Consider the following 18,209-nt stretch of genomic DNA (forward strand, 5'->3'; position numbering starts at 1 on the left):
ATGCGAAAGAACAAACGATGAGAGCATCGGACCAAAAAGTGGACTTGCACTTCTGGGATCGATCCGATGCTCCACTCTTGGAAGAGCGCCTCGTGCGGACCCGGAGGGCCGCACGGTGCGCAAGGGCGTCGATCCTGGATCTGAGTTCACGCCCGACGGATTAGGCCGTCTTGGCGTACAGCTCGCGTCCGATCAGCATGCGGCGGATCTCGCTCGTGCCGGCGCCGATTTCGTAGAGCTTGGCGTCGCGCAGCAGGCGACCCGTCGGATAGTCGTTGATATAGCCGTTGCCGCCAAGGAGCTGGATCGCGTCGAGGGCCATCTTGGTGGCGTTCTCCGCCGCGTAGAGAATGGCGCCGGCTGCATCCTCCCTGGTGGTCTCGCCTCGGTCGCAAGCCTTGGCGACCGCGTAGACATAGGCTTTCGCGGCATTCATGGTCACGTACATGTCGGCGACCTTGCCCTGCACGAGCTGGAACTCGCCGATGGCCTGCCCAAACTGCTTGCGCTCGTGGATGTAGGGCAGGACCACGTCCATGCAGGCCTGCATGATGCCCGTGGAGCCTGCGGCCAGCACGGCGCGCTCGTAATCGAGGCCGGACATGAGCACGTTCACGCCCCGGCCGACCTGACCGAGCACGTTCTCCTCCGGCACCTCGCAATCCTCGAACACCAGCTCGCAGGTGTCCGAGCCACGCATCCCGAGCTTGTCGAGTTTCTGATGGGTCGAGAAGCCCTTGAAGTCCTTCTCGATCAGGAAAGCCGTGATGCCGCGCGGGCCTGCGGCCGGATCGGTCTTGGCATAGACCACCAGGGTGTCGGCCGTGGGGCCGTTGGTGATCCACATCTTATTGCCGTTGAGGACGTAGTGGTCACCGCGTTTCTCGGCGCGGGTGCGCATGGACACCACGTCGGAGCCGGAGCCCGGTTCGGACATGGCAAGCGCCCCGAGATGCTCGCCGGAGATCAGCTGCGGCAGGTAGCGGCGCTTCTGGTCCTCGTTGCCGTTGCGGCGGATCTGGTTGACGCAGAGGTTGGAATGGGCGCCGTAGGACAGGCCGACCGACGCGGAGGCGCGTGAGATTTCCTCCATGGCGATCACGTGTTCGAGATAGCCGAGCCCGGCTCCGCCATATTCTTCCTCGACCGTAATGCCGTGCAGGCCGAGATCGCCCATCTGGGGCCAGAGATCGCGCGGGAACTGGTTCGTCCGGTCGATCTCCTCGGCGCGCGGCGCGATCTTTTCCTGGGCGAAGTCGCGAACGGTCTCGCGGATGGCATCGGCCGTCTCGCCGAGATCGAAATTGAAGCCCTTGGCGACATTCTGCAGCATCTGTCCCTCCCGGTTCCATTCGCCTGCCCATGGTCGCGGACGGCGATGGAACGCTCTTCTGAACGGCCATTTTGGTCAGCAATGCTGCCCTTATCAAGGCCGCATCGTCTGAAAAGGAGAGGTGGGGCCGGCCCGCGAACCGGCAATTGGTCGTACGCGATAAAGAAAAAGCTCCCTCACGTTGGGTGAGGGAGCCTGATCGGTCGATTGGGGAGATCCGTCTATTCGGGGATGCTCGCCGTTTGGACGGGATCCATGTCGCGGCAGACGCCCTGCGTCCTCAGGCGGCCATGGTCGCGCGGATCGCAGGCGCTTTGGACGAACATGCGCCATTGGTTTTCCGTGCCGTAGAACGTGTTGCGGTCCACGTCGCCCTTCACGCCGGGAACGCGGCCCGTGGTCGTGAACTGCCAGAAGGTCCAGCGGCGATTGTTGTAGCGCACATGCGGCTCGGCGGCCGTGCTGCGGATCCAGTAGGGGTAATCGTTGAACTCGCCTTCCAGGATTTCCTTATGGAAGGTGATGTCGGTGTAGATGATCGGACGCTTGCCGGTATGGGCTTCCATTTCGCGCAGCATCACGTCGATCATGGCGAGCGCCTGCTCGCGCGGAACCTTCCTGGGGCAGTTCACCGACTGTCCGTTCCATTCCACGTCGAGAACCGGGGGGAGGGCATCCGGGTCCGCGGGCACGTTCCTCTTGAACCAGGCCGCCTGCTCGTGCGCGGGGCGGCACCAGTAGACGAAGTGGTAGGCGCCGCGCGGCACGCCCGCCCGCTTGGCCTCGCGCCAGTTCTCATGGAACTTGCTGTCGATGTGGTCGCCGCCCTCGGTCGCCTTGATGAAGGCGAATTGGGTGCCGGCTTGGCGCATCGACGCCCAGTCGACGTCGCCCTGCCATTTGGAGATGTCGACCCCGTGAATGGGGAGCTGGTGGGCCGTTGCGACGCCTTCGTGAGGCCTGACGTCGCCCTTCGTCGGATAGCGGCTCGACGAGGGCATGATGGCGCAGGAGGCGAGACCCAAGGCGATTACAGCGAGCGCGCTGAACCGGGCAGCCCGTACGAAGGTCGTCAGGCCGGAACACTTGGAGCGGCTGGGGGAGCGGCGGCGAGTCTTCATCGGTTCAACTGTATTGTACGCAAAACGGGACCGCACCAGAGATGCCCGAAGAGCGTTAACAGGCCCTTACGAGCGCGGCGCGAAGCGAGACTACAGGCGAAACCAGACCGTTGCGATACCTAAAAAGGAGAAGAAGCCGACGATGTCCGTGATGCTCGTGACGAAGGGACCGGACGAAACGGCAGGGTCGACGCCGAACCGGTTGAGCGTCAGGGGGACGAAGATGCCGCCGAGCGCCGCGAAGAGCAGGACCGAGATGAGTGCAAGGCCGATTACGAGGCCGATCTGGGGCGACTGGAACCACACGCTTGCGACCGTTCCCAGGATCACGGCGAAGACCAGCCCGTTGAGAATGCCGACCGCTGCCTCGCGGCGGATGATGCGCCAGGCATTGGCGCGGCCGAGTTCGCGGGTGGCGAGGGCCCGGACGGCCACCGTCATGGTCTGGGTGCCGGCATTGCCGCCCATGGAGGCGACGATGGGCATGAGGATGGCGAGCGCCACCATCCGCTCCAGGGATTCCTCGAAGACGCGGATCACGCCGGCGGCCAGGAAGGCGGTGCACATATTGGCGAAAAGCCAGGGGAAGCGGCTTCTCTGGGTATAGAGCACCGTGTCCGACAGCTCTTCGTCGGATTTCACGCCGCCGAGTTGCTTGATGTCGGCGTCGGCTTCCTCTTCGAGCACGTCGACGATGTCGTCGACGAGGATGGCACCGACGAGGCGGCCCGCTTCATCCACCACGGCCGCGGATACCAGGTTGTAGCGCTCGAACAGGCGCGCCACTTCCTCCTGGTGCTCGGTCGCCTTCACCCGGTCGGGCTCGTCGTCCATGATCTCCTGGATCGTGACCGGACGCTTCGACCGCAGGAGCCGGTCCAGGGCCACCGCTCCGAGCAGGTGGCCCGCCGGATCGATGACGAAGATCTCGTAGAAGGTTTCCGGCAGATCCGCCGTCTCACGCATGAAGTCGATCGTCTGTCCCACCGTCCAGAACGGCGGCACGGCGATGAACTCGGTCTGCATGCGCCGTCCGGCGCTGTCCTCGGGATAATCGAGGGAGCGCTGGAGCGCGACGCGCTCGATGGCCGGAAGCTGCTCGAGGACCTCCGCCTTCTCCTCTTCGGGAAGGCTTTCGAGAATCGTGACGGCGTCGTCGGAATCGAGGTCGCGGACACCCTCGGCGACGGTCGAGGTTTCGAGTTCTTCGAGGATCTCCTCGCGGACCGCCTCGTCCACCTCGGTCAGGGCGGCGAAGTCGAAGGACCGGCCGAGGAGCTCGATGAGGCGAGGGCGCTGATCCGGCTCGAGCGCTTCGAGCAGATCGCCGAGCTCGGATTCGTGGAAGCCTTCGACGAGTTGCTGCAGGCGGTCGGCTTCCGAGGCCTCGATGGCATCGGCGGCGGCGGCCAGGAATTCCGGATTGAGCTCGCCCTCCTCGTCCCTGAAGGCCAGGGCTTCGGTTGCGGGCTCATCGGACTTCGGGAGCGGCGTCTTGTCTTCGACTTCCAGCATCAGCCGTCCTCTGAAGGTGGGTTGCCCGCCTTTTAGGTGCGGGGACGAGCCCATGCAATGCGCCCAAAAGACTTTCTCGGAGAATCGCTTGGCAATCTTCTCTGCCGGATCGATCCGGGCGCTTGAACGCTTGGCCCAGGCCCCTGGATCGCAGGAACGGTCAACAAAAAAGGCCCCGCAAGGGGCCTTTTCGTCTTCGGCGCCTGAGCGCCAAAGTTGGTGCGGTCAAGAGGACTCGAACCTCCACGGGTCTCCCCGCTACCACCTCAAGGTAGTGCGTCTACCAATTCCGCCATGACCGCGAACTCGGTTCCAGGAGTGGGTTTCTCCTGAAGAGGAGGCCGCTCTAGCAGATCGACCGGGGGGCTGCAACCCCTTCCGCAACGGATCCGCAAATTGACGTGAGCGAATGCCTCGCCTGCCGGCCACGGTATAGGCGATAAGCAGTTGCAATGCCTATATAAGCGCGAGTTCCGCGGCGCCGCGGGAGTGCCTCCCGCTCTTTCGGGCCAGAGCAATTCCGCTCTGCCCGCCGCCAAGTTTCAAGGTGAATCGGTGTCGAACCTGCGAGACAGCCTGGCCGTTCAATTCCAGCCCGAGAGCGGCTCCCCTCCGGTGGAATGGGCCATCTCCGACGGCCTCGTCGCCTACGACGAGGCCGTCGCTTTCATGGAAGCCAGGGCCGAGGCGATCGCGGCCAGCGAGGCGCGGGAGCTGGTGTGGCTGGTGGAGCATCCGCCGCTCTATACGGCCGGGACGTCGGCCAAGGCGGAGGATCTCGTGGATCCGGACCGATTCCCGGTTCACCAGACGGGCCGGGGAGGGCAATACACCTATCATGGGCCCGGCCAGCGGGTTGCCTATGTCATGCTCGACCTCAAGCGCCGCGCCCCCGATCTCCGCCGCTACGTCACGGCGCTCGAGGCTTGGCTCATCGCGACGCTGGATTCCTTCAACATCCGTGGCGAGAGGCGCGAGGACCGGGTCGGCGTTTGGGTTCGGCGCCCCGACAAGGGGGAGGCCGCGGAGGACAAGATCGCCGCCATCGGCATCCGCGTCCGCCGCTGGGCGACCTTTCACGGAATCAGCCTCAACGTGGAGCCCGATCTCTCGCATTTCACCGGCATCGTCCCCTGCGGCGTGACCCAGCACGGGGTCACGAGCCTCGTCGACCTCGGCATCCTGGTGACCATGCCGGAGGTGGATGCGGCGATGCGCAGGGCTTTCGAGGAGGTCTTCGGGCCGACCGAGAGGGCGGAGATACCGTTGCTCTTGAGCCACGACGTCTAGGTTTTTCACAAAGGATACGGCAAGGCTTCTCCCCAAGGCCGCTTCATGCTCTAAGCTGAAGCAAACGGCTGATCATTGGCGGAACTTCCATGCAACGTGTCTTACTCGCTTCCCTCGTCGCCCTGGCTGCCTCGGCCTGTGCCTACCGGCCCGAGCCGACGGAACTCGTCAAGATCGTGGATTCGCCGGCGGACGTGCGGGTCTGCGCCCGTCTGGGAGAGGTCAGCCCCGTGACCCCGACGACGCCCGGGACGGCCCGGCCGCTCTATATCGGTTTCGGCACGACCCTCGGAAACTCGACCTTCGGGTACGCCACCGAAGACATGCTCCAGGCGACCGTCGCCCTCGGCGGCACGCACCTCTACATGCAGCAGGTGTCCCATGACTGGTCGCTCGTGCGCGGCATCGCCTATCGCTGCGGCTCGGGCGTCGTGCGCCAGGAAACCGTCATTCGTGCGAAAGGCTGACGCGGGAGGCCGCCGATCCCGGTTGCATCGGCTCCCTGGTTCTAGGTACTGACGTGGACGGCCCTCCGGTTTCTGCCGTGAAGGAGCCGCCGCCAAGAACGAGGGAGAAAGCCGCCGTGCCCGTCATCGCCACCTCCGCCGATCTGACATCGGATTCCGCGCGGGCGAACCGTGCCGCCTGGGCCGAACTCGCCGATGAACTCCAGGCCAAGCGGCAGGAAGTGGCGCAGGGCGGCCCCGCCAAGGCGCGGGAGCGGCACCTCGCCCGCGGCAAGCTCCTGCCGCGCGAGCGCGTGATGCGGCTTCTCGATCCGGGTGCGCCATTCCTGGAACTCGGCTCGCTTGCCGCTCACGGCATGTATGAGGACGCGATCCATGGTGCCGGCATCATCACGGGCATCGGGCGCGTCGAAGGCCGTGAGGTGATGATCGTCTGCAACGATTCGACGATCAAGGGCGGCACCTATTACCCGATGACGGTGAAGAAGCACCTGCGCGCCCAGGAAGTGGCGCGCGAGAACCGTCTGCCCTGCATCTATCTGGTGGATTCCGGCGGCGCGAACCTGCCCCATCAGACGGACGTCTTCCCGGACCGGGAGCATTTCGGGCGCATCTTCTACAACCAGGCAACCCTGTCCTCGCTCGGCATCCCGCAGATCGCCTGCGTCATGGGCTCCTGCACGGCAGGCGGCGCCTATGTGCCGGCCATGTCGGACGAGACGATCATCGTGCGCCGCCAGGGCACGATCTTCCTCGGCGGGCCGCCCCTGGTGAAGGCGGCGACCGGCGAGGTGGTCTCGGCCGAGGATCTCGGCGGCGCCGATGTCCATGCCCGCCTCTCCGGCGTGGCGGATCATTACGCCACCGACGACGTTCACGCGCTCGCCATCGTGCGGCGCATCGTCGGAACGTTGAACACGCGCAAGAGCATCGATATCGACATCGCCGAACCGGTGGAGCCGAAATACTCCATCGACGATCTCGACGCGATCGTGCCGACCGATCTCAAGAAGCAATACGACATCCGCGAGGTGATCGCCCGTCTGGTCGACGGCTCCGAGTTCGACGAGTTCAAGCGCCTCTACGGCACGACCCTCGTCACGGGCTTCGCACGGCTCTGGGGCATGCCGGTCGGCATCATCGGCAATAACGGCATCCTGTTCTCGGAAAGCGCCCAGAAAGGCGCGCATTTCATCGAGCTGTGCTGCCAGCGGCGGATCCCGCTGCTCTTCCTGCAGAACATCTCCGGCTTCATGGTCGGGCGCCAGTACGAGGCGGGAGGCATCGCCAAGGACGGCGCGAAGCTCGTCACGGCGGTCGCCTGCGCCCAGGTGCCGAAAGTCACGCTGCTGGTCGGTGGCTCGTTCGGCGCCGGCAATTATGGCATGTGCGGGCGCGCCTATTCCCCTCGCTTCCTTTTCACCTGGCCGAATTCGCGCATCTCGGTGATGGGCGGCGAGCAGGCGGCGAGCGTTCTCGCTACCGTTAGGCGCGACAACATCGAGGCCGAAGGCAATGCCTGGAGCGCGGACGAGGAGGAGACCTTCAAGGCGCCGATCCGCGACAAGTACGAGAAGGAAGGCTCGCCCTATTACGCCACGGCCCGCCTGTGGGACGACGGCATCATCCTGCCGTCCGAGACGCGGCGCGTGCTCGCCTTAGCCTTCTCCGCGGCGTTGAATGCACCTTTACCTCCTACCAATTTCGGCGTATTTAGAATGTAATTAAGTTACAATATTGAGGGCTGGGTTGAAGATTGGTAGTAATCTCCTTGGACGGCTGCCGCTCCTTGGGTTGCTCGCCATGAGCATTGCGGCATGCGGCCCCTTGCGGCTCACTCCAGGACCTCATTACTCCGAAGTCCGAAAAGGTTCGTATCGCCCTTATTATCCCCTGCGTCCCGTTCAGCGCATCCCCAAGTTCCGCTTCCTATGTGGTGATGGGCGACGCGTGAATTCGTCATCATGCGCGACCACAACATCGGAGCCTGAGCAAGGACTGAGCGCTGAACAATGAACGGCCTTCAAACAAAGCACTGATCGTCGACATGTACGAGGAGGACGTCTCGTCCTATTATGCCTCGTCCCATCCATAGAATGTTCGAGACATCTTGCCCTCGTGGACGCGCGCTGGCGCTGGCCTTCTCGGCGAATGTGAACATTCTTGTTTCCGAGAAGACGTCCGGCGTGTTCAGGATGTAGCCGGCCCGCCTTTCCACGGCGTGGAACTCTTGCGGGCTCAAGGCGCTTTCAAAACATGCCGCAGGAAGGATCCGACCATTATCGTCGTGCCTATGCCAGGCAGATCGCCCGGCTGGCGGAGGTCCGCGACGGGCGCATCGAACTGGCCTTCGAGAGCGTTCCGCGAGAAGCGTTCTTGCCGCCTCCGCCCTGGACCGCCATCAGCATGGGCGTTGCGGTCCGGACCTCCGAAATCGCCGACATCTACGACAATGTCCTCGTCGCCATCGATCCCGAGCGCGGCATCAACAACGGCGAGCCGGCCCTTCATGCCGCCTGGATCGATGCGGCCCGTCCGCGACCGGGCGAGGCGGTGATCCACGTGGGCGCAGGGACGGGCTATTATACTGCCATCCTGGCGCTGCTGGTCCAGCCTGACGGACGCGTCGAAGCCTTCGAATACGAGGCCGACCTTGCGGCTCAGGCGGCGCGGAATCTGAGCTCCTATGCCAACGTGACCGTCCATGCCGCGTCCGCCTTCGGCCGGGCTCTGCCGAAGGCCGATATCGTCTACGTCAACGCGGGTGTTCTTGCGCCGGATGTCGAATGGCTCCGGGCGCTCAATCCGGGCGGGCGTCTGATCTTCCCATGGCAACCGCATAAGGGTTGGGGGCCGGCGCTCCTGGTGACACGGCGAGCAGGCGGGTTCAGCGTGCAATCGCTGATGAACGTCGGTTTCATCTCCTGCAGCGGAACGACCGAACGAATCTCCCGCGGACGCCTGCCCACCGAAGCCGATCTGGCCGCGGTCCGATCCATCTGGATCGGGAGCACGCGCGCGCCTGATTCCAGCGCCGTCGCGGTCTACGACGACGTCTGGTTCTCCTCCGAGAAACCGGGACATTGAAACGAGCATAGCCATACCCGAAACGCGCCTTCGTAGGGCTCGATCCTTTGTCGGCAAGGGGAATCCTGTCCCAAAAATGTTGCGGTGGAGCAACACCTTCAAACCTTCAACATCCTGCCTCTCTTGGCCCAAGCTCCGCCGCGATCCCGCCATAAACGGAGCGCTACTCCTGATGCAGGTTAAAGTGCTTCAAAACCAAAGCTTTACGTAACGACGCCTGGGGCAGAATTCAGGTTAAGGCTGTTCAATTGATCCTTCCTAAGGGTCATTGCATCGGTGGCGTAGCACATGGCAGATCACGGGAGTTCCAACGGGCTTGGAGCTCCTCGTGAGAACCGGTTGGAAGAAGAGTGCGGACCATGGATGCGCGGTTGATCGACAAGTCGAAGCTGCCGAGCCGTCACGTGACGGAGGGGCCCGCTCGCGCGCCGCATCGCTCGTATCTCTATGCCATGGGACTGACCAAGGAGCAGATCGCCCAGCCGCTCGTCGGCGTCGCGACCTGCTGGAACGAGGCGGCTCCATGCAACATCTCCCTCATGCGCCAGGCCCAGGCCGTGAAGAAGGGCGTGGCTGCTGCCAACGGTACGCCGCGCGAGTTCTGCACCATCACGGTCACCGACGGCATCGCCATGGGCCACCAGGGCATGAAGGCGTCGCTCCCGTCCCGCGAGGTCATTGCCGATTCTGTCGAGCTGACCATGCGCGGCCATTCCTATGACGCGCTCGTGGGCATGGCGGGCTGCGACAAGTCCCTGCCGGGCATGATGATGGCCATGGTGCGCCTCAACGTGCCGTCGATCTTCATCTATGGCGGTTCGATTCTTCCGGGCTCCTTCCGTGGCCGTCAGGTGACCGTTCAGGATCTCTTCGAGGCCGTCGGCAAGTACTCGGTCGGCGAGATGTCGGATGAGGATCTCACCGAGCTCGAGCAGGTCGCCTGTCCGTCGGCCGGCGCCTGCGGTGCGCAATTCACCGCCAACACCATGGCGACCGTTTCCGAGGCGATGGGAATCGCGCTGCCGTATTCGGCGGGCGCTCCGGCGCCTTACGAGATCCGCGACCGGTTCTGCGCCGCTGCCGGCGAGCAGATCATGGACCTGATCGCCAGGAACATCCGTCCGCGCGATATCGTGACCCGCAAGTCCCTGGAGAACGCCGCGACGGTGGTGGCGGCCTCCGGCGGCTCGACCAACGCGGCTCTGCATCTTCCCGCCATCGCGCATGAGGCGGGAATCAAGTTCGACCTGTTCGACGTGGCCGAGATCTTCAAGCGCACGCCGTACATCGCCGACCTGAAGCCGGGCGGGCGCTACGTCGCCAAGGACCTGTTCGAGGTCGGCGGCATTCCGCTGCTCATGAAGACGCTCCTCGACCACGGCTACATGCACGGGGACTGCATGACCGTAACGGGGCGCACCATGGCCGAGAATCTCGCTTCCGTGAAATGGAACGACGATCAGGACGTGGTCTATCCGGCCGACAGGCCCATCACTCCCACCGGTGGCGTCGTCGGGCTGAAGGGCAATCTCGCTCCCGAAGGGGCCATCGTGAAGGTGGCCGGCATGCCGGCTGAGAAGCAGACGTTCCGCGGCCCTGCGCGATGCTTCGACGGCGAGGAAGCCTGTTTCGAAGCCGTCTCCACGCGCCAGTACAAGGAAGGCGAGGTCCTGGTGATCCGCTACGAGGGGCCGCGCGGCGGTCCCGGCATGCGGGAGATGCTCTCCACCACGGCAGCGCTCTACGGCCAGGGCATGGGCGACAAGGTGGCTCTCATCACCGATGGGCGCTTCTCCGGCGCGACCCGTGGCTTCTGCATCGGGCATGTGGGCCCGGAAGCGGCGGTCGGCGGGCCGATCGGGCTGATCAAGGACGGCGACATCATCGCCATCGACGCCGTCACGGGCACGATCGACGTGGAGCTTTCGGACGAGGAATTGGCGAAGCGCCGTTCCGAATGGAAGCCGCGGGAGACGAACGCCACCTCGGGCTATCTCTGGAAATATTCGCAAACCGTGGGTCCGGCACGGGACGGGGCTGTGACCCATCCCGGCGGAGCCGCAGAAAAAGAAACCTATGCGGACGTTTAAACTCATCGCGGCCACGTTGTGGGTGGCTACCCTCGGCGCAGGCGCCGCCTATGCGCTGGATGCCGCGCCGCGCCCGCAACCGCTCACGCCTGCCCTGTCGCCGGCCCTCGCTCCGGGCATCAAGTACGGCTCCGCCCGTGATGCCCTGCGCAGCGGCATGCGCGACTATTATGCGGGCGACAAGATCGGGGCCGTGCACGCGCTCGAATATGCGGCGGGCCAGGGGCACTCGCTTGCGTTGTGGAAGCTTGGGCGCATGTATGCGGACGGCGACGGCGTCGAGCACGACGACCTGAAGGCGTTCGAGTATTTCTCCCAGCTTGCCGACCAGCATGCGGACGAGAGCCCCGATTCTCCCAACGCATCGGTGGTCTCCAGCGCCTTCGTGGCGCTCGGCGGCTATTTCCTGGACGGCATCAAGGACAGCTATGTGGCGGCCAATCCGACCCGGGCCGTCGAGATGTTCAGCTACGCGGCGACGTATTTCAGCGACTCAAACGCGCAGTACAACCTCGCCCGTCTCTACCTCGAGGGTACGGGTGTCCGGAAGGACGCGCGCCATGCGGCGCGCTGGTTCAACCTGGCGGCCGAGAAGGGCCACACCGCGTCCCAGGCGCTGCTGGGGCATCTGCTGATGACGGGGCAGGGCGTTCCGCGCCAGCGGGCCAAGGGCCTCATGTGGCTCACCCTGGCACGGGAAGCCTCCACCGACGCCCCCAAGGATCAGTGGATCGTCTCCCTCTACGACGACGCCTTCGCGGCTGCGGACGAGAGCGACCGCAAGCTCGCCCTGGCTCTGCTGGAGCAATACATCCAGTCGCGCCGGTAAACCGGGCGGACGGATTTCCTCGACATCATCACCGGCCTCGTGCCGGTGATCTCGATTCGTAGAACGCAGCGCTTCACGGAATCGGGCAGTAGTTACTCGATATCCAGATCGACCATCACCGGCACGTGGTCCGAGGGCTTGTCCCAGCCGCGGACTTCCTTCCGGATCGAGGCCGTCCTGAGCTTGTCCTGCGCCTGGGCCGAGAGCAGCAGGTGGTCGATGCGGATGCCGTTGTTCCGTTGGAAGGCGCCAGCCTGATAATCCCAGAACGAGTAGAGGCCGGGCTGGTCGTTGCAGGCGCGCACGGCATCGAGGAAGCCGAGATTGACCAGTTCCCGGAACTTGGCTCGGCTCTCCGGCTGGAACAGGGCGTCTTTGGTCCAGGCCGCCGGATCCATGGCGTCCTTGGGTTCGGGGATGACGTTGTAGTCGCCGCACAGAACGAGGGGCTCCTCGAGCAGGAGGAGATTCTTCGCATGGGCGCGGAGGCGGTCCATCCACGCGAGCTTGTAGTCGAATTTCGGCGTGCCGATGGGATTGCCGTTGGGCAGATAGATGGAGGCCACACGCACGGCGCCGTGTGAGGTCGAGATCACGCCTTCCAGGTAACGGGCCTGCTCGTCGCTCTCGTCGCCCGGCAGGCCGCGGCGCACATCCTCGAGCGGGCGCTTGGACAGGATGGCGACGCCGTTATAAGCCTTCTGGCCATGCGTGGCGACGTTGTAGCCGAGCGCCTCGACTTCCGCGCGCGGAAAGGCCTCGTCCACGCACTTCAGCTCCTGGAGGCAGAGCACGTCCGGTTCCGCGCTCTTCACGAAAGTGGCGAGGTGATCCAGCCTCTGCTTGATGGAGTTCACGTTCCAGGTGGCAATGCGCATCGTGTCACTCTCGCTCTTTCGTCCTGCCAGTTTCATCGGATGTTCGTCTTCGGCTGGCAAGATTGAACTCGTCGCCATCCCCACGGTTGCACCTCATGCCCGGCTCATGGCTCACGCCCATCGACAGCTATTGCGAGCGGCTAGGCCCTGGATTTTGGGCGGAGCCGCTCAACGCCGCGACTAATGCGGCCTTCATCGCGGCGGCTTTTTATGCCTTCCTGCTCTGGCGGCGGGCCGGCGCGCGGGACTGGCCCTCTCTCTGGCTGATCGCCGTCACCTTCGTCGTCGGGACGGGCAGTTTCCTGTTTCACACATTCGCGAACCGCTGGTCGCTGCTGGCGGACGTGTTGCCCATTGCCGTCTTCATCTACAGCTATTTCCTGTTAGCCATGCGACGATATCTGAGCCTTGGATGGGCTGCCGCCACGGCCGCGACAGGGTTGTTCCTGCTCTTCAACCTGTCCTTCGATCGTCTCTGGTTCAGCGTCCTTCCCGGCGTGACGCTGAACGGCTCGGTCGGCTATATCCCGGCTGCGCTGGCGCTGCTCGCCGTAGGAGTTGCCTGCCGGCTTTCACAAGCCAAAGCGGCGGGTCTGGCGCTTCTCGTGGCGGCGGGCGTGTTTGCGCTGTCGTTGTACGTCCGCTCCATCGACGAGGCGGTTTGTGCGGCCATGCCTGCGGGCACGCATTTTCTGTGGCATATGCTCAATGCATTGGTGCTCGGCATCCTGATGCGAGCCGCCATCGTTCACTCATCGCGAAAAGGACCGGTCTTTGTCCAGGATTGAGATTCACGGCTATGCCATCGTGTCGGACAACGACTGCATCGCCGACGCCTCCGGGCGGACGCCCGATGTGCTCCGCAACGACGCCGACTGGGCCTATTTCCAGGCCGAGCTCAACCGGTCGGCCGTGACGGTGCTCGGCCGCCTGGGTCATGAGGCCAACCCGAACCCCAAGGGCCGGCTGCGGGTGATCCTGTCCTCGTCCTCGCCTGGCCTCGAGCGGCGGCCGGACGGCTGGTGGTGGAATCCCGAGGCGCTTGCCTGGGACCAAGCCATCCGAACGGTCCTGCCGGATGGCGGCCGCGTGGCGGTGCCCGGCGGGCGGCGGGTCTTCGACCTCTTCCTCGCCATCGGCTACGACGCCTTTCACCTGACCCGAGCCCAGGGAACCTCCATTCCCGACGGCGTCCCCGTCTTCTCCGGCTGCCGGGCGGGGGTGAGCGCTGAAACCGTTCTGGCTGCACAGGGCTTGAAGCCGGAACCGCGCCGGATCCTCGATCCCGCAGGGCCGGTGAGCCTGACAATTTGGCGGAACGGTCGCCAAGCCTGATGAGTTTGCTTGGAGTTGACGTGAAACAGCGACCCGAAGGGAGAAGCCGATGCGTCACTTCACCATTTCGACCGCATTGCTCGCGGGCTGCCTGATCGCCGGTGCGGCATGGGCGCAGGGTTCCTCGGGCGGTTCGGGGGGCTCCAGCGGAGGGGGCGCGGGCGGCGCTTCCGGCGGCGGCTCGTCGGCTTCACCGTCCACGGGCTCCTCGGCAGCGCCGAGCGGCGCCACTCAGCCCGGAGCGTCGACCATCCGGCCACCCGGCCAAGGCGCCCAAGGGAGCGCCGATCCCGGCAACGCCTCCAGCCGCATGGGCGGCTCGATGGGGAATACGGGAACCGGCAGTCGGGCGACGACGGGTACGGTCCCGCCTCCCGGCAACGAAGGCAGCACGGGAGGAACCGCCGCAGGCTCCGGCGGCTCCCAGACGGGTCCCCGCACCACGGGAACGGTTGCAGGCGGCAACCGCCTGCAACCGGGCGAGACTTCGACCGTCGCCCCCAGCTCCCGCGAGGAGAAGCTCCTCGAGGATGCGGATAAGCGGGTCAAGCGGGGAATCTGCCAGGGCTGCTGACGCTCAGGCGGCTTCTTCGAGAGCCGGATAATCCGTGTAGCCCTCGGTGCTGCCGCCGTAGAACGTGGCGCGGTCCGGCTCGTTGAGAGGCGCATTGAGCCGGAAGCGCTCGACAAGGTCCGGATTGGCGATGAACAGGCGGCCGAACGCCACCAGGTCGGCGCGGCCGTTGGAAACGGCTTCGGCCGCCATCTCGCGGCCATAGCCGTTATTGGCGATGTAGGCTCCACGAAATGAGCGGCGCAGCCCCTCGTAATCCACGGCCACGGCGTTACGGTCGCCCTGGGTGGCGCCTTCGATGACGTGGATATAGGCAAGACCCAGGCCGTCGAGCTTCTCCACCACATGGCTGAACAGGGCCTGCGGATTCGAATCCTCCGCATCGTTCACCTTGGCCGGGGAGAGGCGGATGCCCACGCGGCCCTTGTCCCAGACCTTCAGCACGGCTTCAGCCGCTTCGATGGTCAGGCGGGCCCGGTTCTCGATGGAGCCGCCATAGGCATCGGTGCGCTTGTTGGAGCCGTCCTTCATGAACTGGTCGAGCAGATAGCCGTTCGCCGCATGGATCTCGACGCCGTCGAAACCTGCCTCCTTGGCGTTGCGGGCGGCCGTCTCGTAATCCCGCAGGATTCCGGGAATCTCCGAGAGGTCGAGCGCGCGCGGCTCGGACACGTCCGCGAAGCCCTCTTCGAGGAATGTCTTCGTTTGCGCGCGGATGGGCGAGGGGCCGACGGGTGCGCCGCCGCCGGGCTGGAGCGACGTGTGCGAGACCCGTCCCACATGCCAGAGCTGGATGAAGATCCGGCCGCCGGCCTTATGGACAGCATCGGTCACCTTGCGCCAATGCGCCACCTGCTCGGGTGAATAGATGCCGGGCGTGCGCAGATAGCCCTGGCCCTGGTGAGAGATCTGCGAGCCTTCCGAGATCAGGAGGCCCGCGCTGGCGCGCTGGGCGTAATAGGTCGCCGTGATATCGCGAGCCACATCCCCTTCCGCCGCCCGGTTCCGGGTGAGGGGGGCCATGACCAGGCGGTTGGGCAGGGTCAGGTCGCCCAGGGTCAAGGGCTGGAACAAAGCATTGGCGTCGGCACTCATCGAAAACCTCGTTTCATCCTGTGGAATTATCGAAAGCACAGGTTGGTACGAGATAAGCAGCCCTCCATTTGACGCAACGGAAGGCTGCTATGCAAAAATGCCATGCCTCAAAGCGAAATCGCCCGCTCAGGCAGGGCTGCTGGCTCGGTCGAGTTCCGCTATGTCCTCGTCTCCGAGGCGCACCTGCGTTGCCTGAACGAGGTCCCGAACCTGTTCCACGCTCGTGGCGCTCGCGATCGGGGCCGTGAGCCCCGGCCGCGCCATCAGCCAGGCGAGCGCGATCCGGGCCGGCGTTGCATTCTTCCGGGCTGAGACCTCGTCCAGGGCCGCCAAGATGCGCCGGCCGCGATCATCGAGATAGGCCGCCATGCGGCCGCCGCGCACGCTCTTGCCGAAATCCGCTTCAGACCTGTACTTGCCCGTCAGGAAACCGCTCGCGAGGCCGTAATAGGGGATGACGCCGACCTCCTCTTTCCGGCAGAGCGGCTCCAGCTCGGCTTCGTATTCCGCGCGGTCGGACAGATTGTATTTCGGCTGCAGGCTCTCGTAGCGCGGCAGTCCGAGATCAGCGCTGATCGCGAGCGCCTCTTTCAGCCGGGCGGCCGTGAAATTCGACGCCCCGATGGCTCGCACTTTTCCGGCACGGATCAGCTCTTCGTAAGCCTGGAGCGTCTCCTGCTGCGGCGTGTCGAGGTCGTCCCGATGGGATTGATAGAGATCGATGGTGTCGGTCTGGAGGCGGCGGAGCGAATCCTCCACGGCGGACCGGATATAGTTCTTCGACAGGCCTTTCCGATCCGGCGCCATCTCGGAGCCGACCTTGGTGGCGATCACGAGCTTGTCGCGGTTACCGCGAGCCTTCATCCATTTGCCGATGATGGTCTCCGACTCGCCGCCTGTGTGGCCGGGCACCCAGGTGGAATACACGTCGGCCGTGTCGATGAAATTGAGGCCGGCATCGACATAGGCGTCGAGCACCTTGAACGACGTCGCCTCATCGGCCGTCCAGCCGAAGACATTGCCGCCGAGGCACAGGGGAGAAACCATCAAGTCCGAGCGGCCGAGCCGACGCTTTTCCATCTTCATCTCCATGATCCGCTGCCGTTTCGGAGCGGATCATGGAGATAGCGCATCGTGAGGAAAAGTGGACCTGCCTTGCCTCACGATATGTTGCATGCCGGTGCGAGGGCACCGGCGATCAGGCGGCCACGCTCAATGTGATGCCCCGCGCTTCCGCGAAGGCGAACAACTCGGCTTCGCTGCCCACGCGATGGCGCTGGTCGATGGTCCAGCCGGTCTCGTCGCGCACCACGATGTAGCCCCGTGCCTGAAGACGAGACACGACAGCCTGAATGCCGCTCGATTCGGACTTCGTCACGCCGCGCTCCGCAATGAAGCGCTCGATGGCCGCCTGCGCAGCTTGGGCGAGGTCGATCGCATCTGCGCGATTGGCGGGCTTTGCCTTCGCCTTGGCCTGTGCAAGCGCGCGCGCAGGATCCCGGCGGACGGATTTCCAGCCGCCGCGGCCAGAGGTCTGTCCTCCGGTCGTGTCGGGCTCCTCGGCCCGAGGAGCGGCGGGAGCCTCGGTGACGACGATCTTCGGGACGGCAGGCGCGACGGGCTGCGGGGCAGGGCGGAGAGGCGCGACCCGCGACATGCCCTGAACGGTGGGCAGGACGGCTTTCTTCTCCGGCTCCTTGGGTTTTTGGGCGGGCCTGGGAGCTGCGGCCTGGACCCTTTCGCGGAGCGCCTTCTCTTCGCGAGCTTTTTCCTGGCGAACCTTCTCCGCCCGGGCCTTCTCTTCCTGAACCCGGCGGGCCGCTTCCTCACGGGCATGACGTGCCGCTTCGGCACCCTGCCGCTTGGCTTCGGCCTCTGCTTTCCAGGTTTCCATTTGCCGCTGCCTGGTTTCCGCTTCGGCCTTCTTCGCCTCCGCGTCGCGACGGGCCGCGGCCTCTGCCGAACGCTTGACCCGGATGACGAGCCGCTGATCGATGCGACCCTTCTCGGCGATGGCGGCTCTCGCGGCGCGGATCATTCCCGCTTCTGTCTCTGCGACCATGGTCTTCAGATGATCCGCCATCGATGCTTCGAGAACCTTGATGGCTTGAACGATCGCCGCCTGAACGTCGATCGACGGCAGCACTTTCCTTGCGACAGGCACCGCCGTCGGAGCAGGCATCTCAGCTCGGGCGATGGGGGGATGGCGTTCCGGCGTGGGAAGCCGGACCGGCTTCTGCGCGGGAGGCGTCGCGGCCGCCGGTTTCGAAGCTTGGGCCTGGGGCGCTTTGGGGCGCGCCATTCCGGCAGCGGTGATCTTCGCCAGCTTGGAGAGATCGCGCACGCCGATCAGGCCGAGATCCTGCATCTTCCAGCGGATCTGGGTCACGGTTCGGCCGAGCTCGGCGGCGATCAGCTTGTCGGTCAGCGGCGGATCGGCCGAAACGAGTTCGCGCAAGCGCGCGACGCTGGCTTCATCCCAGGTCTGGTGAGGCTGGACGAGAGTGCCGATCAGCCGCGCCCTGGCATAGGTTGCCGGCACGGGCCTGCCCAGTTTCGCGGCGGTGACGGGAACAGGGACCTTGGCCTCCCTGT

The 18,209-nt window shown here is 64.9% G+C and carries 16 protein-coding genes and 1 tRNA gene (1 of these 17 running past the window's edge); 9 read left to right on the plus strand and 8 right to left on the minus strand.

What is annotated here, in order from left to right:
• Positions 1-160 precede the first annotated feature (160 nt).
• From U0023_RS17990 to U0023_RS18005, 4 genes are all read right to left on the minus strand, one after another.
• Entirely contained in the window at positions 161-1,333 is a 1,173-nt protein-coding gene (locus U0023_RS17990; protein WP_009492271.1) for an isovaleryl-CoA dehydrogenase, read from the minus strand.
• A gap of 221 nt (positions 1,334-1,554) precedes the next feature.
• Positions 1,555-2,454, minus strand: a complete 900-nt coding sequence (locus tag U0023_RS17995) for a glycoside hydrolase family 25 protein (protein ID WP_009492272.1) — start codon at positions 2,452-2,454, stop codon at positions 1,555-1,557.
• Positions 2,455-2,544: 90 nt separating this feature from the next.
• Positions 2,545-3,969, minus strand: a complete 1,425-nt coding sequence (gene mgtE / locus U0023_RS18000; RefSeq protein ID WP_009492273.1) for a magnesium transporter — start codon at positions 3,967-3,969, stop codon at positions 2,545-2,547.
• 217 nt (positions 3,970-4,186) lie between these two features.
• Positions 4,187-4,271: transfer RNA gene (locus U0023_RS18005), tRNA-Leu, on the minus strand.
• A 145-nt stretch (positions 4,272-4,416) separates the two neighbouring features.
• On the opposite strand from U0023_RS18005, the gene lipB reads away from it, so the two are divergent.
• The 6 genes from lipB (at position 4,417) to U0023_RS18035 (ending at position 11,732) form a co-directional block, all read left to right on the plus strand.
• Positions 4,417-5,259, plus strand: coding sequence for a lipoyl(octanoyl) transferase LipB (gene lipB, locus U0023_RS18010; RefSeq protein WP_009492274.1), 843 nt, complete (start codon positions 4,417-4,419; stop codon positions 5,257-5,259).
• 89 nt (positions 5,260-5,348) lie between these two features.
• Positions 5,349-5,726, plus strand: coding sequence for a hypothetical protein (locus U0023_RS18015; protein WP_009492275.1), 378 nt, complete (start codon positions 5,349-5,351; stop codon positions 5,724-5,726).
• 116 nt (positions 5,727-5,842) lie between these two features.
• Positions 5,843-7,450: a carboxyl transferase domain-containing protein gene (locus U0023_RS18020; protein ID WP_009492276.1), complete on the plus strand. Its 1,608-nt coding sequence runs from the start codon at positions 5,843-5,845 to the stop codon at positions 7,448-7,450.
• Between the two features lie 532 nt (positions 7,451-7,982).
• Complete coding sequence (locus U0023_RS18025; RefSeq protein ID WP_009492277.1) at positions 7,983-8,813, plus strand: protein-L-isoaspartate O-methyltransferase family protein; 831 nt, start codon at positions 7,983-7,985, stop codon at positions 8,811-8,813.
• A gap of 359 nt (positions 8,814-9,172) precedes the next feature.
• Complete coding sequence (gene ilvD / locus U0023_RS18030) at positions 9,173-10,903, plus strand: dihydroxy-acid dehydratase (protein WP_009492278.1); 1,731 nt, start codon at positions 9,173-9,175, stop codon at positions 10,901-10,903.
• Positions 10,890-11,732 (plus strand): tetratricopeptide repeat protein, encoded by an 843-nt coding sequence (locus U0023_RS18035; protein ID WP_009492280.1) that lies wholly within the window; start codon positions 10,890-10,892, stop codon positions 11,730-11,732. Before ilvD ends, U0023_RS18035 begins: the two co-directional genes overlap by 14 nt.
• 92 nt (positions 11,733-11,824) lie before the next feature.
• Here U0023_RS18035 and xth read toward each other — a convergent pair whose 3' ends face one another.
• Positions 11,825-12,610, minus strand: coding sequence for an exodeoxyribonuclease III (gene xth / locus U0023_RS18040; protein WP_009492282.1), 786 nt, complete (start codon positions 12,608-12,610; stop codon positions 11,825-11,827).
• A 95-nt stretch (positions 12,611-12,705) separates the two neighbouring features.
• Between xth and U0023_RS18045 the strand changes: the two genes are divergently transcribed.
• The 3 genes from U0023_RS18045 to U0023_RS18055 are packed head-to-tail and all read left to right on the plus strand — an operon-like array spanning position 12,706 to position 14,519.
• Positions 12,706-13,398 (plus strand): ceramidase domain-containing protein, encoded by a 693-nt coding sequence (locus tag U0023_RS18045; RefSeq protein ID WP_009492284.1) that lies wholly within the window; start codon positions 12,706-12,708, stop codon positions 13,396-13,398.
• Positions 13,385-13,945, plus strand: a complete 561-nt coding sequence (locus U0023_RS18050; RefSeq protein WP_009492286.1) for a hypothetical protein — start codon at positions 13,385-13,387, stop codon at positions 13,943-13,945. The genes U0023_RS18045 and U0023_RS18050 overlap by 14 nt, the downstream gene beginning before the upstream one ends.
• Positions 13,946-13,994: 49 nt before the next feature.
• Positions 13,995-14,519: a hypothetical protein gene (locus U0023_RS18055; protein WP_009492288.1), complete on the plus strand. Its 525-nt coding sequence runs from the start codon at positions 13,995-13,997 to the stop codon at positions 14,517-14,519.
• Between the two features lie 3 nt (positions 14,520-14,522).
• On the opposite strand, the gene U0023_RS18060 is transcribed toward U0023_RS18055, so the two are convergent.
• The 3 genes from U0023_RS18060 to U0023_RS18070 form a co-directional block, all read right to left on the minus strand.
• Complete coding sequence (locus tag U0023_RS18060; RefSeq protein ID WP_009492291.1) at positions 14,523-15,614, minus strand: alkene reductase; 1,092 nt, start codon at positions 15,612-15,614, stop codon at positions 14,523-14,525.
• Positions 15,615-15,740: 126 nt separating this feature from the next.
• Positions 15,741-16,694, minus strand: a complete 954-nt coding sequence (locus U0023_RS18065) for an aldo/keto reductase (RefSeq protein ID WP_009492293.1) — start codon at positions 16,692-16,694, stop codon at positions 15,741-15,743.
• 118 nt (positions 16,695-16,812) lie between these two features.
• On the minus strand, positions 16,813-18,209 hold the 3' portion of the coding sequence (locus tag U0023_RS18070; protein ID WP_009492295.1) for a hypothetical protein. Its footprint extends 46 nt past the window's final position; 1,397 of the gene's 1,443 nt are visible here — the last part of the coding sequence; its start codon lies beyond the right edge, outside the window; the stop codon is at positions 16,813-16,815.

Origin of the sequence: Microvirga lotononidis (assembly GCF_034627025.1) — a bacterium.
In the GTDB taxonomy this organism is placed as follows: Bacteria; Pseudomonadota; Alphaproteobacteria; order Rhizobiales; family Beijerinckiaceae; genus Microvirga; species Microvirga lotononidis.

Excerpts from the sequence above, each read along its gene's own strand:
- U0023_RS18045 (WP_009492284.1), top strand. The coding sequence starts at position 12,706 with ATGCCCGGCTCATGGCTCACGCCCATCGACAGCTATTGCGAGCGGCTA.
- U0023_RS17995 (WP_009492272.1), bottom strand. The coding sequence starts at position 2,454 with ATGAAGACTCGCCGCCGCTCCCCCAGCCGCTCCAAGTGTTCCGGCCTG.
- U0023_RS18025 (WP_009492277.1), top strand. The coding sequence starts at position 7,983 with ATGCCGCAGGAAGGATCCGACCATTATCGTCGTGCCTATGCCAGGCAG.
- xth (WP_009492282.1), bottom strand. The coding sequence starts at position 12,610 with ATGCGCATTGCCACCTGGAACGTGAACTCCATCAAGCAGAGGCTGGAT.
- U0023_RS17990 (WP_009492271.1), bottom strand. The coding sequence starts at position 1,333 with ATGCTGCAGAATGTCGCCAAGGGCTTCAATTTCGATCTCGGCGAGACG.
- U0023_RS18065 (WP_009492293.1), bottom strand. The coding sequence starts at position 16,694 with ATGGAAAAGCGTCGGCTCGGCCGCTCGGACTTGATGGTTTCTCCCCTG.
- U0023_RS18055 (WP_009492288.1), top strand. The coding sequence starts at position 13,995 with ATGCGTCACTTCACCATTTCGACCGCATTGCTCGCGGGCTGCCTGATC.
- ilvD (WP_009492278.1), top strand. The coding sequence starts at position 9,173 with ATGGATGCGCGGTTGATCGACAAGTCGAAGCTGCCGAGCCGTCACGTG.
- U0023_RS18060 (WP_009492291.1), bottom strand. The coding sequence starts at position 15,614 with ATGAGTGCCGACGCCAATGCTTTGTTCCAGCCCTTGACCCTGGGCGAC.
- mgtE (WP_009492273.1), bottom strand. The coding sequence starts at position 3,969 with ATGCTGGAAGTCGAAGACAAGACGCCGCTCCCGAAGTCCGATGAGCCC.
- U0023_RS18015 (WP_009492275.1), top strand. The coding sequence starts at position 5,349 with ATGCAACGTGTCTTACTCGCTTCCCTCGTCGCCCTGGCTGCCTCGGCC.
- U0023_RS18035 (WP_009492280.1), top strand. The coding sequence starts at position 10,890 with ATGCGGACGTTTAAACTCATCGCGGCCACGTTGTGGGTGGCTACCCTC.